The 13,274-nt window shown below is 69.2% G+C and carries 15 protein-coding genes and 1 tRNA gene; 8 read left to right on the forward strand and 8 right to left on the reverse strand.

Annotated elements, in window-relative coordinates:
- Nucleotides 1-15 precede the first annotated feature (15 nt).
- The 3 genes from AC07FA_RS25700 to AC07FA_RS25710 all read left to right on the forward strand — a co-directional run bounded on the left by AC07FA_RS25700 (nt 16) and on the right by AC07FA_RS25710 (nt 2,141).
- Nucleotides 16-636 (forward strand): GNAT family N-acetyltransferase, encoded by a 621-nt coding sequence (locus AC07FA_RS25700; RefSeq protein ID WP_479078554.1) that lies wholly within the window; start codon nt 16-18, stop codon nt 634-636.
- Nucleotides 637-793: 157 nt separating this feature from the next.
- The gene (gene sepX, locus AC07FA_RS25705) at nt 794-1,981 is read left to right on the forward strand and encodes a divisome protein SepX/GlpR (RefSeq protein ID WP_479078555.1); all 1,188 of its coding nucleotides are present in this window, start codon (nt 794-796) and stop codon (nt 1,979-1,981) included.
- An 86-nt stretch (nt 1,982-2,067) separates the two neighbouring features.
- Nucleotides 2,068-2,141, forward strand: a tRNA-Ala gene (locus AC07FA_RS25710).
- Nucleotides 2,142-2,873: 732 nt separating this feature from the next.
- Here the strand turns inward: AC07FA_RS25710 and AC07FA_RS25715 are convergent.
- From AC07FA_RS25715 to AC07FA_RS25740, 6 genes are all read right to left on the reverse strand, one after another.
- Nucleotides 2,874-3,320 (reverse strand): DUF4265 domain-containing protein, encoded by a 447-nt coding sequence (locus AC07FA_RS25715; RefSeq protein WP_479078556.1) that lies wholly within the window; start codon nt 3,318-3,320, stop codon nt 2,874-2,876.
- Between the two features lie 180 nt (nt 3,321-3,500).
- Nucleotides 3,501-3,620 carry a DUF6461 domain-containing protein gene (locus AC07FA_RS25720; protein WP_479078557.1) on the reverse strand — a complete coding sequence of 40 codons (120 nt, stop codon included), beginning with the start codon at nt 3,618-3,620 and terminating at the stop codon, nt 3,501-3,503.
- Nucleotides 3,583-3,705 (reverse strand): hypothetical protein, encoded by a 123-nt coding sequence (locus tag AC07FA_RS25725; RefSeq protein WP_479078819.1) that lies wholly within the window; start codon nt 3,703-3,705, stop codon nt 3,583-3,585. The genes AC07FA_RS25720 and AC07FA_RS25725 overlap by 38 nt, the downstream gene beginning before the upstream one ends.
- Before the next feature lie 137 nt (nt 3,706-3,842).
- Nucleotides 3,843-4,472, reverse strand: a complete 630-nt coding sequence (locus tag AC07FA_RS25730) for a hypothetical protein (RefSeq protein ID WP_479078559.1) — start codon at nt 4,470-4,472, stop codon at nt 3,843-3,845.
- Nucleotides 4,473-4,482: 10 nt separating this feature from the next.
- Nucleotides 4,483-5,982 carry a hypothetical protein gene (locus AC07FA_RS25735; RefSeq protein WP_479078561.1) on the reverse strand — a complete coding sequence of 500 codons (1,500 nt, stop codon included), beginning with the start codon at nt 5,980-5,982 and terminating at the stop codon, nt 4,483-4,485.
- A gap of 10 nt (nt 5,983-5,992) precedes the next feature.
- Nucleotides 5,993-6,472 carry a hypothetical protein gene (locus AC07FA_RS25740; protein ID WP_479078562.1) on the reverse strand — a complete coding sequence of 160 codons (480 nt, stop codon included), beginning with the start codon at nt 6,470-6,472 and terminating at the stop codon, nt 5,993-5,995.
- A 353-nt stretch (nt 6,473-6,825) separates the two neighbouring features.
- Between AC07FA_RS25740 and AC07FA_RS25745 the strand changes: the two genes are divergently transcribed.
- The gene (locus AC07FA_RS25745; protein ID WP_479078564.1) at nt 6,826-7,653 is read left to right on the forward strand and encodes an alpha/beta fold hydrolase; all 828 of its coding nucleotides are present in this window, start codon (nt 6,826-6,828) and stop codon (nt 7,651-7,653) included.
- Between the two features lie 4 nt (nt 7,654-7,657).
- Here AC07FA_RS25745 and AC07FA_RS25750 read toward each other — a convergent pair whose 3' ends face one another.
- A complete protein-coding gene (locus tag AC07FA_RS25750) occupies nt 7,658-8,143 on the reverse strand; it encodes a GNAT family N-acetyltransferase (protein WP_479078566.1) in 486 nt (161 codons plus the stop codon).
- A gap of 50 nt (nt 8,144-8,193) precedes the next feature.
- Between AC07FA_RS25750 and AC07FA_RS25755 the strand changes: the two genes are divergently transcribed.
- On the forward strand, nt 8,194-9,009 hold the full coding sequence (locus AC07FA_RS25755; RefSeq protein WP_479078567.1) for an exodeoxyribonuclease III: 816 nt from the start codon (nt 8,194-8,196) through the stop codon (nt 9,007-9,009).
- 28 nt (nt 9,010-9,037) lie between these two features.
- Here the strand turns inward: AC07FA_RS25755 and AC07FA_RS25760 are convergent, their stop codons facing one another.
- Nucleotides 9,038-9,691 carry a MerR family transcriptional regulator gene (locus tag AC07FA_RS25760; protein ID WP_479078797.1) on the reverse strand — a complete coding sequence of 218 codons (654 nt, stop codon included), beginning with the start codon at nt 9,689-9,691 and terminating at the stop codon, nt 9,038-9,040.
- Between the two features lie 168 nt (nt 9,692-9,859).
- Between AC07FA_RS25760 and AC07FA_RS25765 the strand changes: the two genes are divergently transcribed.
- Genes AC07FA_RS25765 through AC07FA_RS25775 form a run of 3 tightly spaced genes read left to right on the forward strand, consistent with a single transcriptional unit; the run spans nt 9,860 to nt 13,193 of the window.
- Complete coding sequence (locus AC07FA_RS25765; protein WP_479078569.1) at nt 9,860-11,386, forward strand: flavin-containing monooxygenase; 1,527 nt, start codon at nt 9,860-9,862, stop codon at nt 11,384-11,386.
- A complete protein-coding gene (locus tag AC07FA_RS25770) occupies nt 11,383-12,312 on the forward strand; it encodes an alpha/beta fold hydrolase (protein WP_479078570.1) in 930 nt (309 codons plus the stop codon). Before AC07FA_RS25765 ends, AC07FA_RS25770 begins: the two co-directional genes overlap by 4 nt.
- The gene (locus AC07FA_RS25775; RefSeq protein ID WP_479078571.1) at nt 12,309-13,193 is read left to right on the forward strand and encodes an SDR family oxidoreductase; all 885 of its coding nucleotides are present in this window, start codon (nt 12,309-12,311) and stop codon (nt 13,191-13,193) included. The genes AC07FA_RS25770 and AC07FA_RS25775 overlap by 4 nt, the downstream gene beginning before the upstream one ends.
- Nucleotides 13,194-13,274: the final 81 nt, after the last annotated feature.

A 13,274-nucleotide genomic window follows, 5' to 3' on the forward strand; every position in this document is an offset into this window, starting at 1 on the left:
GTCCCGACCTGGCCGGTGACGCTCCGCGACGGCGAGATCGTCCTGCGCCCCATAAAACTGCGCGACCAGCGCGTATGGCGCGAGGTCAACCGGCGCAACCGCGACTGGCTGCGGCCCTGGGAGGCGACCGTCCCGCCGCCCGCCCCGGGCGGCCCGATGGCGCAGCGCCCCACATACCGTCAGATGATCCGCCATCTGCGCTCGGAGGCGAACGCCGGCCGGATGCTGCCCTTCGCGATCGAGTACGAGGGTCAGCTCGTCGGCCAGCTGACGGTCGCCGGGATCACCTGGGGCTCGATGTGCTCCGGTCATGTCGGCTACTGGGTCGACCGGGGGGTGGCGGGCCGGGGCGTCATGCCGACCGCCGTCGCGCTCGCCGTGGACCACTGTTTCCGCACGGTCGGACTGCACCGCATCGAGGTGTGCATTCGCCCGGAGAACGCGCCCAGCCGCAGAGTCGTGGAGAAACTCGGATTCCGCGAGGAAGGGCTGCGTCCCCGCTATCTCCACATCGACGGCGCCTGGCGGGACCATCTGATCTACGCGCTCACCGCGGACGAGGTCCCGGAGGGGCTGCTGCGGCGCTGGCACCAGTCGAGACCCGGCACTCCGCGCACACCCCGCGAAATGAAATAAGTGTTCGAAAGTGATCGCGGTCTGACAGCTAACGAACCCGCAAACGTCGACTGTTGATCTGAACAATCACAAAAAAAGTCCGTGATATCAGCTAGATCGTGCGACACACCGGGCCAATTGGCGGATGCCTCCGCGCAAACCCCTCTACGGTGTGAGCGTGAGCAGCAGCGGCCTCATCTACGCAGTCATCGTCGGGGCCTGGGCCGCCTACTTGGTGCCGATGTGGCTTCGCCGGCAGGACGAGCTCAATGAAGCACGTCCGACGGAACGCTTCAGTACCGCCATCCGGCTGCTGTCCGGACGGGCGGCCATGGAGCGCCGATACGCCAGGGAGCTGGAGGAGCGCACCGCGCAGGAGGCGGCGCCCGACGTCGACCCGGACGCGGTCACGGACCGAATGGATTCCGTGGACGTCCGGGCCTTTGCCGCGCCTCCGGCGCATACCGAAGCCCGGATGCACGATCCGGCGCACGCTCCCGAGCGTGCGTCAGGCCGTCCGGCTCCGGAGCGCCAGGCGCCCGAGTCCAGCCCCAGGGAGCGCCGCGAGGCGCAGGGGCGTACGCCACAGGAGCGGTCCGCTTCCGTGAGACGCCCGCGCACGTCCAGCGCGGACGCCGAGCGCGCCCGGCGGGCCCAGCGCTCGCAGGTCCTGGCCCGCCGTCGGCGTACCACCGTCGTCCTCTTCCTGGCGTTCACCCTCGGCGCGGTCGTCGCGGCGGTGGGCGGACTCGGCTTCCTGTGGGCCCCCGCCGTTCCGGCTGTGCTGCTGAGCACGTACATCGTGCATCTGCGCGCCAAGGAGCGGCACCGGTTCGCGTTCACGATGGACCGGCGCCGGGCGGAGATGGCGGCCCAGCGGCTGCGCGAGAACCGCCCCCGCAGGCACCAGCCCGCGACGACGGCTCCCGCCGAGCCCGACGAGGAGCCCGAAGCGCGCCACCCCCAGCCGGAACCCACCCCCACCGTCTCCCCGCAGGAGGCCGGCCGCCGCGCCCTCGTCGAGCAGACGGACCACGCGGAATGGGTCGACCAGCAGCGGGAGCGCGGCGGGGTGCAGGGCGACAGCTGGGAGCCGGTCCCCGTCCCGCTCCCCACGTATGTCACCGCCCCGGTCGCCCCGCGTGCCACGGGCGGCGTCGAGGTCAACGACCCGGAGACGTGGAGCGCGGCGCGCTCCAGCCCGGCCGAGCCCACCCAGACGGGCACCTCGCACCCCGTCACTCCCTCGGTGGACCCGGCGCCACGCCAGCGCGGCAACCAGTCCCGCCGCAACCGCGACCGCGGCCGGACCCCGCTCTTCGACCAGTACGACGAGGACGACCGCCCCCGCGCGGCCAACGAGTGAGCCCTCCGGGAAGCCGGCTCCGCTGACCAGCGGGGAACGGATTTCCAAGCACCCCTCTGGGGGTGCTAAAGTTTCACTCGTTGCAAGGGCCTGTGGCGCAGTCTGGTAGCGCACCTCGTTCGCATCGAGGGGGTCTGGGGTTCAAATCCCCACAGGTCCACCGCACAGACGAGATCCCGTCCGATCGTAAAGATCGGGCGGGATCTCGTCGTTTCCGGGGGCGTTCGGGGCGGTGGATGGCGGTGTTTCGGGTCTGGCGGGTTGCTCTAGTGGCTGCCCTGTCGGAACTTGGCAATCTTCCGCCCCGGCCGGAAGAGGCACCCGGCCCCGGAGGTCCCCGCCAGCTCAGCCAAGATGTCTTCCCAGTCGGAGTGGCACGCCACGAGTCGACCCAGCAGCTCCTCTCCAGCACCGCAACCCCACCAGAGGTCACGCGAACGTGGCTACCCCGAAGAGGCGGGGCCTCACCCGGCATCAGGCCCCGTCTCCGAGCGCCATGAGGGCGACACCGTCGAGCCGGGCCTGGCCTGGCAGATGATTCGTCCAATCCGCAAACGCGCCATCTCTCCGGCTCCGTAAGGTGACTGAGGCGTACGGGGCGAGGAAAGCCGAGCCGGAGGAGCTTCTCCGCGCTGGACCCACATCAGAGCCTCCCGAGTCCGCCGCAGCCAAGTTCGGTAGGTCAGCACCGTCAAGTCCTTCGCGGCTGAGGCCGGCAGTCGCGGATCTTGTTGGAGACCCCCCGGGCTCGCCGAACGCGAACTCCTCATCGAGCCGCCACCCCACGGCATCCGGACCGTCCTCCGCGCTGTCGTTGCATGCGATCTGCGACCGCCGCCACGGCCCGGACCAGCACTGCGGCTCACGGGCCTCCAGCAGCACGTGCAGCCACTCAGTCCGCGGCCGTGGACCTCCAAGCAGCGGTGACGCACCCTTCCTCCCAGTGCCACCAGCCTTCCGCTGCACCGTGTTCCAGCAGCTTGCGGATTCGTGGCAGGTCCGCCTCCGGTGGGACATCCAGCGCCACCATCCGGTACCGCTCGATGCCCTCGCCCGTCGTGCCGAGCTTGTGGAAGATCTTCAGAACGCTCTGCCGGGCAGCAGCCGAGCCGCCGTCTTTCAACACGATCAGCCGGATCGTGCAGTTCTCCGAGGGTCGGACCGTCTCTCCAGCCCAGCGGACGCCCTCATCGTCGATCTCCACCCGGACGATGTCGTCCCCGGCGACTCCGCGTAGGAACCAGGGAGTGTTGTCCAAGCGCACCGTGCCGTCACCGAGGTCCACCGCCCACAGGCTCTCGACGCTCGCTGGCGGCCAGCCGTCCTCGTCCACATCCATCCGGAAGTGGACCTTCACGTGGGCGTCACTGATGTTTGTCACCGCGCCATCATCCACACCGCATGCACAGGGCAGGCACGAGGAGGGCGGTCGCGCGACGTCATCGGACCTGGACAGTGGCGCAGGATGAAGGTCGCGTCCTGGAGCAGCGCCGGAGGGATGGCCACGCCGGTCAGGTGCTCAGCCAGAGCGTGAGGACAGATCCGTTTCCGGAGAATCGTCCTCGAGGTGGAAGCCGATACGCACCATGACGTCCAGGATCTCATCGGGTGCGGTGCCCCACCGGTCCTCCGGGAACATAGGGGTCGAAACAGAGTCGTAGGGCCTGGTCCTCCTCCAGGGCGTACTGGGCGAAGGCGGCGTCGACGACTGCGTCTATGCCCACCGGGTGAGCGAGTGAGCGAGTGAGCGAGTGGGCGGTGCTGGACGGGCTGTCGCTGAAGAACTGCGGTCAGAGGGCGGTAACCGGGAGGACCGGGCTTCGGTGTGAAGCGCACGCAGTGGCTCCGGGACCGTCCGGCCCTACGGGCTGGTGCTCGCCGGTGGCGGCGTCACGGAGGGTTCGATGGTCGACCGGACGTAGATCCGCGTTGTGCCTGGCTTGAAGTCGTGCGCGAAGAGGTCTACGCAACGCTGAAGGTACTTGCCTTCGGGGGTTGTGAGTTCATCGGGGCAGAGGCTGGTCTTCCGCAGCCCTTGGACGAACGTTTCCGGTTCGGCCAGCCCGAGGTGCGCGAAGGCGGCGGCGGGTCGGTAATCCTTCTTCTCGGGATGAAAGTTCCCGACCATCTCGGTGCCTTCTCGGACAAGCCGGTCCGTGTAGGCTCCCGCCTCCGTGCTGGGAAGAACGAAGGACAGCAGGCCTGTGTCGTAGCGCTGCCCGACCTTGTAACCCGCACGTCGGTCCGATGCCGCCTCCGGTATGCGGATGCCCATCTGCCCGCTCATCCAGGCCGGGGTGGCTCCGTCCTCCCAGCAGCAGGTCATTTCCTGCTCCGAGAGATCCGACGACACATCGTCGGCGACGTAGGCGAACGCGCCTATTGCGGCGGCGACGCATGCGAGGAACACCAGCGCGACGACGACTGCGACCGGCAACCGACGGCGACGTGTGGGCTGCTCGCCGGAAGCGTTCTTGCTGGAGTTGTTCATCTGTCGACCTCTATCGCCCTTCCTGCTGCTCACGACCGGGGTCCGTGCGGTCGCCCTCACGCCCTGGCTCGTCCGGATGCGGAAGAGGATCGTAGTTCGGAGCGGGGCCGCCCAGATCGTAGTGCTTTACGGAACTGCTGCCCGCCATGTCGAATTCGCGGGCGATGCCCGTGGTGTGCAGCCGGGCCATCTGGCCGTCCGGGATGCTCATGTCGCCTCCTCCTGGGAGGTCGATGGTCACCCCCTTGTCCTGGTCCCAGTTGTAGCGGTCCCAGGCGTTGGCCTGATAGTCGAGGCCTACCTTGGGTTCGCCGTTCGCGTCCGGCACGACGGTGACCACTCCCGTCACGTTCGACCGGGTGGAACCAACGGCGTAGAACCAGTTCTCGTTGACGTCCTTGGTGAAGCTGAAGTCCCGGTTGCTGGTTTCCACCGGTATCGAGACCGGCTGCCCGCCGTTCCTCCGGAACTCCGCAAGCGCCTGCTCGCGCCATGCGTCCTGGTGCCCCCTGATGTCATCCTCGATGTGCGTACGGAACCCGGGGACCTCGGACATCATCTTGTCCATGGGCAGATCCATGTCCGTTCCACTGTTCCCCAGGTAATGCGCCATGTGCCGTGCGGCGTCGTTGTCGCCCGTCCAGTCGGCCGTCTCGGCGATCAGGTTCATCTTCTCGCGAGTCCTGCGCTCCTCCGCTCCCGGTTCCTCGACGCCGTGCGGACCGGATCCCCGGTCGGGAGCGGCTTGCTTGACCGACGGAGAGAGCAGCCCGGCGGCCAGGAGGTCGTCCTTGTGCCCGTTCCACAACTCGGCGCGGGCCTGCGGGCTCAACGACGTCCAGAGTCGCCGCAGTTCGGCCCGTTGCTCCGGGTTCGCGTCGTCACCGTGCGAAGCCAGCGTCATGGCACGTGGCAGTTGGTCCTCATCGAGCGAGGTGTACGTCGCGTGTCCCGCGTTGTGCGGGTCGCCGCCGTGGCTCTTCTTCAGGGCGCGAGTCACGGCTGCGTCGACCTCCGACGCATGAGCCACAAGCCCTGTGAGGGTGTCGGCGTACCACTGCATCAGGTCCTTGGTCCGCTGCGAGGTTCCTTCTGCGTCACAGAAGGCTTCGGTAACCTTCACTGTCCCGTTGGGGCCGTCCGTCACCACCAGGCCCGGATCCGGGCCTGCCGCTCGCGCGGGATTTCCCTTACGGGCCTCCGCGGACAGCTCCCTGGCGCGTTTCTGGATGTACGTCAGTTCACCGTGGCTGTCCTCGAGGACAGCAGCGATGCTCTTGGCCTCCAGGTGCAGGTCCCCGATCTCCTTGGCCGTCTTGCGGACGAAATCCTTGGTGACCGCTGCGTTCACGCCTGCCCACCGGGCCCCGTCCGACAACTGCAGAAGACCGCTGTAGACCTCGGTTCTCAGCTTCTCCAGGCCGGCGGCCGTGGACGCCCAGTCGTCGGCGGCGGCACTCAGCTTTCCGAGGTCCACTTCGATGAGATCTGTATAGGTGAACGCCCCCATTGCTCCCCGCTCACTTCACATACTTCAATATGTCCGACACCGGGACCGCCGAGCCGTCCCTTCGCCTCAGAGCGGCGGCGATCTCCACATCGTCTTTGGCGTGCATCTTTTTCGAATGGTCCAGGTGGTTGGAGATGTGCGCGCACATCTGCAGGACCGTCTTGACCTGTGAGCTCCAGACTTCGAGCGTCGTGTACAACTCACTGCCCGCGCCGAAGTTCCGGCCCTGCAACTCCGCCGCGGCCCGGGCGGTCGTCCCAGCACCGGCCTTGTCCATCCCGGCACCGGCGATGTCGGCACGCTTCAGCAACTCGCCGTGGATGCGAAAGGCCTCATTGCCGACCGCGCCCAGGTCGTCCTGATGAACCACCAGGTCGGCCTCGGACCCGGCGCTGTCAGGCTGAGACCCCGTCGCGTTGAGTCGCGTCTGCACAGAATGCCGTTTCTGAGCCTCTGACTTGAGCTGTGCCCACTCGTCGTCGAACGCCATCGTTCCCCTCCCCGGTCTGCGCCAACACAGCACATTAGCAATGTTGTTGCGAGGGGTTCGGTGAGGGCATCTGCCCTGGTCCGAGGTTGTTTCTTGGTGTCGCGCCGCAACTCGAACGTCCACGTGTAGGTCTCAGGTGCCGTGGAGTGTTCGGATGGTGTGAGGGGATCAGCCGGGCCCGGGGCTCGTCTCGCAGCGCGGGTACCGAGTCGTGCATGCCCGGTCGCGGGCACCATGAACGACCGCGGTTCGACATGGCGTCGAGCCTGCGCTCGTCATCTTGGCAGCATTAGTGAACGTGTTCAATTATGGGGCGGTGGCGGCAGAGAGGGCGGTGACGGAAGACTGTGGGTATGTCGAGCAGGGGGGACCGGGCAGGTATGGAGTTCGTTACGCGGCATGGCTTCGTCATCGCCTACGACGATCTGGGGCCCTCCAGCGGTCTGCCTGTCGTGCTCGTGCACGGGCATCCGTTCGACCGGACCATGTGGCGGCCGCAGGTGGAGGTGCTCGTGCGGGGCGGGTTCCGGGTCATCGCGCCGGACCTGCGGGGCTACGGCGCCAGTGGCGTCGTGCCGGGGCGTACCCTCCTGTCGGACTTCGCGGACGACATCGCCGCGCTCCTCGATCACTTGGGGGTCCGTCGGGCGGTGGTCTGCGGGCTGTCCATGGGCGGGCAGATCGCCATGGAGTTCCACCGCGGGTACGGGGCACGTGTGGCGGGGCTGGTCCTCGCGGACACCTCGCCGGTCGCCGAGAGCGAGGAGGGCCGGGTCTTCCGTAACGGCATGGCCGACCGGCTGCTCGCCGAGGGGATGGGCGGGTACGCGGACGAGGTGATCGACAAGATGATGGCCCCGTACAACGTCACGGAGCTGCCCGACGTCGCCGCCCATGTCCTCGGCATGATGCGGGGCACCGCGCCCGAGGGGGCCGCCGCCGCCCTGCGTGGGCGTGCCGAGCGCCCCGACTACCGGGAATCGCTCGCCGGGGCCCGGGTGCCCGTGCTGGTCGTGGTCGGCGCGGACGACGGTTACACGCCGGTCGAGGACGCCCGGGTGACGCAGGGGCTGATCCCGGGCTCCGGGATCGCCGTCGTCGAGCGGGCCGGCCACCTGCCGAACCTGGAGCAGCCGGAACGGTTCAACGCGGCCCTGCTCGGGTTCCTCGCCTGCCTGTGAGGTCTCAGGGCTGCTGGAGCGGCTTGGCCATGCAGATGCTGCTGTCGTACGTGCGGTAGTGGCCGAACTTCGTGCAGGGCGTGTAGCCGCTGGACGTGTACAGGGCGATCGCCTCGGGCTGCCGGTCGCCGGTCTCCAGGACCATGCGCGTGCGACCGGCGGCGCGTGCGTCGGCCTCCAGGGCGGCGAGGATGCGCCGGGCCAGGCCGAGTCCCCGGCCCTCGGGCACCACGAACATCCGCTTGATCTCGGCGTCGCCGTCGGAGTAGCCCTCCTCGTTCCGCTCCTGGGAACGCCAGCCGCCGGTGGCGAGCGGCCGGTCCGACTCGTCGTAGGCGAGCAGATACAGCCCGTGCGGGGGATCGAACATGGTCGCGTCGAGGGGTGTGATGTCGCCCTCGTCCCCGTAGCGCTCGGCGTATTCGAGCTGGACCTGATCGTTGAGTTTGACGGCATCGGGGTGGTCGAAAGGCCGAGGCTGGATATTCATACGGGTGATGGTACATGTATGCGATCCGGGTCTGTCGGTACTGTTCCCTGATGCTCACTGTGACCTCCGTAAATGTAAACGGCCTCCGTGCCGCCGCGAAGAAGGGCTTCGTCGAGTGGCTGGCGGAGACCGAAGCGGACGTGATCTGCCTCCAGGAGGTCCGGGCCGAGCCGGGGCAGCTCCCCGCCGAGGTGCGGGAGCCCGAGGGCTGGCACACCGTCCACGCGCCCGCCGCCGCCAAGGGGCGGGCCGGTGTCTCCCTCTGTACGCGGCACGCGCCGGAGCGGGTGCAGATCGGCTTCGGCGGCTTCGGAGGGACCGAGGGCGCGGAGTTCGACGCGAGCGGCCGGTATGTGGAGGTCGACCTGCCCGGCGTCACGGTCGCGAGCCTCTATCTGCCGTCGGGTGAGGTCGGCACGGAGCGGCAGGAGGAGAAGGAGCGGTTCATGGCCGTGTTCCTGCCGTATCTGATGGGGCTCAGGGAGCGGTCGGCCGCCGAGGGCCGCGAGGTCCTGGTCTGCGGCGACTGGAACATCGCGCACCAGGAGGCCGACCTGAAGAACTGGAAGGCCAACAGGAAGAGCTCCGGATTCCTGCCGGAGGAGCGCGCGTGGCTGACCCGGGTCTTCGACGAGGCCGCGTACGTCGACGTGGTGCGGGCGCTGCATCCGGACACCGAGGGGCCGTACTCCTGGTGGTCCTACCGGGGGCGGGCCTTCGACAACGACGCGGGGTGGCGCATCGACTACCAGGTGGCGACCCCGGGACTGGCCGCGCGCGCGGTCAAGGCGTGGGTCGAGCGCGCCGCCACGCACGGGGAGCGGTGGAGCGACCACGCGCCGGTGACGGTCACGTACGAGAGGTGACGCCGCGGGCAGACGCCGCGGGCGCGATCTAGGGGCCGTCCGGCACCGGTCCGTCGGACGGGCTCTCGTCGCGTCGCAGTCTGCGGTCCAGGGCCATGGAGAGCTCCGCGTCCACCACCGCCCGTGCCAGCGGGCGGAGTTGGGCCGGTTCCTGCTCGGTGGTGTGGGCGCGCAGGACCTCCACGAAGAGGTCGGCGAGGGCTTCGGCGTGCTCGCGGACGCGGCGGCCCGAGTCGAGCACCGTGGCGAGGGGCACCCCTTCCCGTACGAGCTCCGCCGACACGTCGAGGAGCCGGCGGCTGATGTGCACGATCTCGTCGCCGTCGGTGCCGAGATAGCCCAGGTCGAGGGCGGCGGCGAGGTTCTCCGGGGTGGCCTCGCCCTCGAAGTAGTCGGCGAGCTGCTCGGGCGTGAGCCGGACCGGGGTCTCCTCGGTCGGTTCGCCCAGGCCGAGCACCTCGGCGACATCGCGGCCGCTGTCGAAGGTGGCGGCGAGGTCGGCGATGCCGTTGAGGGTGTGGCCGCGTTCCAGAAGGCCCGTCACGGTGCGCAGCCGGGCGAGGTGGTGGTCGTCGTACCAGGCGATGCGGCCCTCGCGGCGCGGTGGCGGGATGAGTCCGCGCTCCCGGTAGAAGCGCAGGGTCCGTACGGAGATGCCGGCCTCCTTGGCCAGTTCCTCCATGCGGTACTCACGGTGCTCGCGTCCTTCTGCCACAGGGGCACCCTATGTTGTACCGCCGGTAACTTTCCTTGGTCCGACCCCTACCCATCAGTACGGTGCTGCTCTACTCTCCCAACAATGCCAGTGATTGCTGGCAGAGTCGTGTGACGTACCGCGGGAGGCGGCAGCATGGCCCAGCACGAGCATGTACGAGTGGCGGTGATCGGATCCGGTTTCGGGGGCCTCGGCGCCGCTGTCCGGCTCCGCCGCGAAGGCACCACCGATTTCGTCGTCCTGGAACGGGCCGATTCGGTCGGCGGCACCTGGCGCGACAACAGTTATCCGGGCTGCGCCTGCGACGTACCGTCCCACCTCTACTCGTTCTCGTTCGCTCCCAACCCCGAGTGGCCGCGCACCTTCTCCGGGCAGGAGCACATCCGCGCCTACCTGGAGCACGTCACCGACACCTTCGGGCTGCGCCCGCACATCAGGCTCAACCACGAAGTGAGCGTGATGCGTTGGGACAACGACGAGCTGCACTGGCTCATCGAGTGCGCCAACGGCACCACCCTCACCGCCGACGCCGTCGTCTCCGCGACCGGCCCGCTCTCCGACCCGAAGATGCCCGACATCCCCGGGCTCGCCGAATTCCCCGGCAAGGTCTTCCACTCGGCCCGCTGGGACCACGACTACGACCTGACCGGGAAGCGCGTCGCCATGATCGGCACCGGCGCCTCCGCCATCCAGATCGTCCCGGCCATCCAGCCGAAGGCCGCCAGGGTGACGCTCTTCCAGCGCACACCGCCATGGGTCATGCCCAGGATGGACCGGGCCATCAGCGGCGCCGAGAAGTGGCTCCACAAGGCGCTGCCGATCACCGGCACCGCGCGTCGCGGACTCCTGTGGGGCATCAGGGAGTTGCAGGTCAGCGCCTTCACCAAGCACCCGAACCAGCTCGGCCTGGTGGAGCGGATCGCCAAGGCCAACATCGCCCGGTCGATCAAGGACCCGGCGCTGCGGGCCAAGCTGACGCCCTCGTACCGCATCGGCTGCAAGCGCATCCTGCTGTCCAGCGCCTACTACCCGGCGCTCGCCCAGCCCAATGTCGATGTGGTCGCCTCCGGTCTGACCGAGGTGCGCGGCTCCACGGTCGTGGCCTCCGACGGTACGGAGACCGAGGTCGACGCGATCATCTTCGGCACCGGCTTCCACGTGACGGACATGCCGATCGCCGAACGGGTCGTCGGCGCGGACGGCATCACGCTCGCCGAGCACTGGAAGAGCGGCATGGAGGCGCTGCGCGGCGCCACCGCGGTCGGCTTCCCGAACTGGATGACGATCATCGGACCCAACACCGGGCTCGGCAACTCCTCCATGATCCTGATGATCGAGTCCCAGCTGAACTACATGGCCGACTATCTGCGCCAGTTGGACGTCCTGGGCGGACGTGCCGCGCTCGGTGCGCGGCAGTCGGCGGTGACGGCGTGGAACCACCGGGTCCAGGAGCGGATGAAGCGCACCGTGTGGAACACCGGCGGCTGCACCAGCTGGTACCTGGACTCCGAGGGCCGCAACACCACGGTCTGGCCGGGGACGACCGCCGAGTTCCGCAGGGCGACGCGCTCGGTCGATCTGGCGGAGTACGAGGTGATCCGGGTACGGAAGCCCGGAGCCGCCGAGGGTGACAAGGCACCGGCCGAGGAGGCTGTCGCATGAGCAGGCTGCTGCGGCGCGAGGACGCGCCGCCCATACCCGTCAGCGAACTGACCGTGGTCTCCGCGGACGGCTCGCGCCTCCACGTCGAACTGCACGGGCCCGAAGGCGCCCCCGCGGTCGTGCTCGCGCACGGCTGGACGTGCAGCACCCACTTCTGGGCCGCCCAGATCCGGGATCTCGCCGTCGACCACCGGGTGGTCGCCTACGACCAGCGCGGACACGGCCGCTCGCCCGAGGGCGGCGTCGCGGGGTACAGCACGAACGCTCTCGCCGACGACCTCGAAGCCGTCCTGGCCGCCACCCTCGCACCGGGGGAGAAGGCGGTGCTCGCCGGGCACTCCATGGGCGGGATGACGCTGATGGCCGCCTCACGGCGGGCCGGACTGCGGGAGCACGCGGCGGCGGTCCTGCTGTGCAGCACCGGCAGTTCGCGCCTGCTCGCCGAGTCGCTGGTCCTCCCGTTCAAGGCCGGCGCGGTCCGGACCCGGCTCACCCGCGCCGTCCTGGGCGCGCGGGCGCCGCTCGGGCCGGTCACGCCGCTGTCGAGGAAGATCCTCAAGTACGGGACGATGGGCGCCGGTTCGGCGCCCGAGCGCGTCGACCTCTGCGCCCGGATCGTGCACGCGTGTCCGCGCAGGGCGCGGGTGGCGTGGGGGAACGTGCTCGCCGACCTCGACCTCGAAACCGGCGTACGGGAGTTGCGGGTGCCGACCGCGGTGATATCGGGTACCGAGGACCGGCTGACACCGCCCGTGCACGCCCGGGCGGTCGCCGCGGCGCTGCCGCACAGCCTGGGACTGACCGAGCTGACAGGCATGGGCCACATGACACCGGTGGAAGCCCCGGAAGTGGTCACGGCGAAGATCCGGGAACTGGTGACCGAGTACGTCACGGTGGCCGCCACGGGCAAGGAGGAGGTCGCATGAGCGGCAAGCGGAGTCTCGAAGGACAGGTCGTCGTCGTCACCGGCGCGGCGCGCGGCGTGGGTGAGCTGCTGGCGCGCAAGCTCTCGGCGCGCGGTGCGACGCTGGCGCTGGTCGGCCTGGAGCCGGACGAGCTGAAGCAGGTCTCCGAGCGGCTGCACGGGGAGAGCGACCACTGGCACGCGGACGTCACCGACCATGTGGCCATGGCCCGGGTCGCGCAGGAGGTCAAGCAGCGCTTCGGCAAGGTCGACGTGGTCGTCGCGAACGCGGGCGTCGCCGTGGGCGGTCCGTTCGTCGACTCCGACCCGGAGGCGTGGCGGCGGGTCATCGAGGTCAATCTGATCGGCGGTGCGGTGACCGGGCGGGCGTTCCTGCCGGTGCTCATGGAGAGCCGTGGGTACTTCCTCCAGATCGCGTCGCTGGCCGCGATCACTCCGGCGCCGATGATGACGGCGTACTGCGCGTCCAAGTCGGGCGTCGAGGCGTTCGCGCACAGCCTGCGGGCCGAGGTCGGCTACCGGGGCGTGCGCGTCGGCGTCGGCTATCTGTCCTGGACGGACACGGACATGGTGCGGGGCGCCGACGAGGACGACGTGATGCGGGAGCTGCGGCAGCGGCTGCCGTGGCCGTCGAACCGCACGTACCCGCTGGGCCCGGCCGTGGACCGGATCGTGGCGGGGATCGAGCGGCGTTCCTCGCATGTGTACGCGCAGTGGTGGCTGCGGGGGATGCAGTCGATACGCGGCTATCTGCCGACGGTCATCGGGATCGTCGGGCAGCGCGAGATGGCGCGGTTCGGGGACCGGCTGGGGAGCGTCCGCAAGGGTCTCGTGGGGGCCGGGGGCGCGGCTGACCAGGAGGCGCGCACGCAGAGTAAGTGATCGAAATGCGCGGAATGTCCTGGCGTGTAAATCTGGTCGAGGCCCCACCGGGGCCAACCCCCACGCACCCACATAGGAGTG

The organism is Streptomyces sp. NPDC045968, assembly GCF_056430475.1.

What these genes read in the sequence shown, in the direction of transcription:
- AC07FA_RS25735 (WP_479078561.1), bottom strand. Translation starts at nt 5,982, where the DNA reads ATGGGGGCGTTCACCTATACAGATCTCATCGAAGTGGACCTCGGAAAG.
- AC07FA_RS25775 (WP_479078571.1), top strand. Translation starts at nt 12,309, where the DNA reads ATGAGCGGCAAGCGGAGTCTCGAAGGACAGGTCGTCGTCGTCACCGGC.
- AC07FA_RS25765 (WP_479078569.1), top strand. Translation starts at nt 9,860, where the DNA reads ATGGCCCAGCACGAGCATGTACGAGTGGCGGTGATCGGATCCGGTTTC.
- AC07FA_RS25720 (WP_479078557.1), bottom strand. Translation starts at nt 3,620, where the DNA reads ATGTTCCCGGAGGACCGGTGGGGCACCGCACCCGATGAGATCCTGGAC.
- AC07FA_RS25745 (WP_479078564.1), top strand. Translation starts at nt 6,826, where the DNA reads ATGTCGAGCAGGGGGGACCGGGCAGGTATGGAGTTCGTTACGCGGCAT.
- AC07FA_RS25770 (WP_479078570.1), top strand. Translation starts at nt 11,383, where the DNA reads ATGAGCAGGCTGCTGCGGCGCGAGGACGCGCCGCCCATACCCGTCAGC.
- AC07FA_RS25760 (WP_479078797.1), bottom strand. Translation starts at nt 9,691, where the DNA reads ATGGAGGAACTGGCCAAGGAGGCCGGCATCTCCGTACGGACCCTGCGC.
- AC07FA_RS25750 (WP_479078566.1), bottom strand. Translation starts at nt 8,143, where the DNA reads ATGAATATCCAGCCTCGGCCTTTCGACCACCCCGATGCCGTCAAACTC.
- AC07FA_RS25755 (WP_479078567.1), top strand. Translation starts at nt 8,194, where the DNA reads ATGCTCACTGTGACCTCCGTAAATGTAAACGGCCTCCGTGCCGCCGCG.
- AC07FA_RS25715 (WP_479078556.1), bottom strand. Translation starts at nt 3,320, where the DNA reads ATGGATGTGGACGAGGACGGCTGGCCGCCAGCGAGCGTCGAGAGCCTG.
- AC07FA_RS25730 (WP_479078559.1), bottom strand. Translation starts at nt 4,472, where the DNA reads ATGAACAACTCCAGCAAGAACGCTTCCGGCGAGCAGCCCACACGTCGC.
- AC07FA_RS25740 (WP_479078562.1), bottom strand. Translation starts at nt 6,472, where the DNA reads ATGGCGTTCGACGACGAGTGGGCACAGCTCAAGTCAGAGGCTCAGAAA.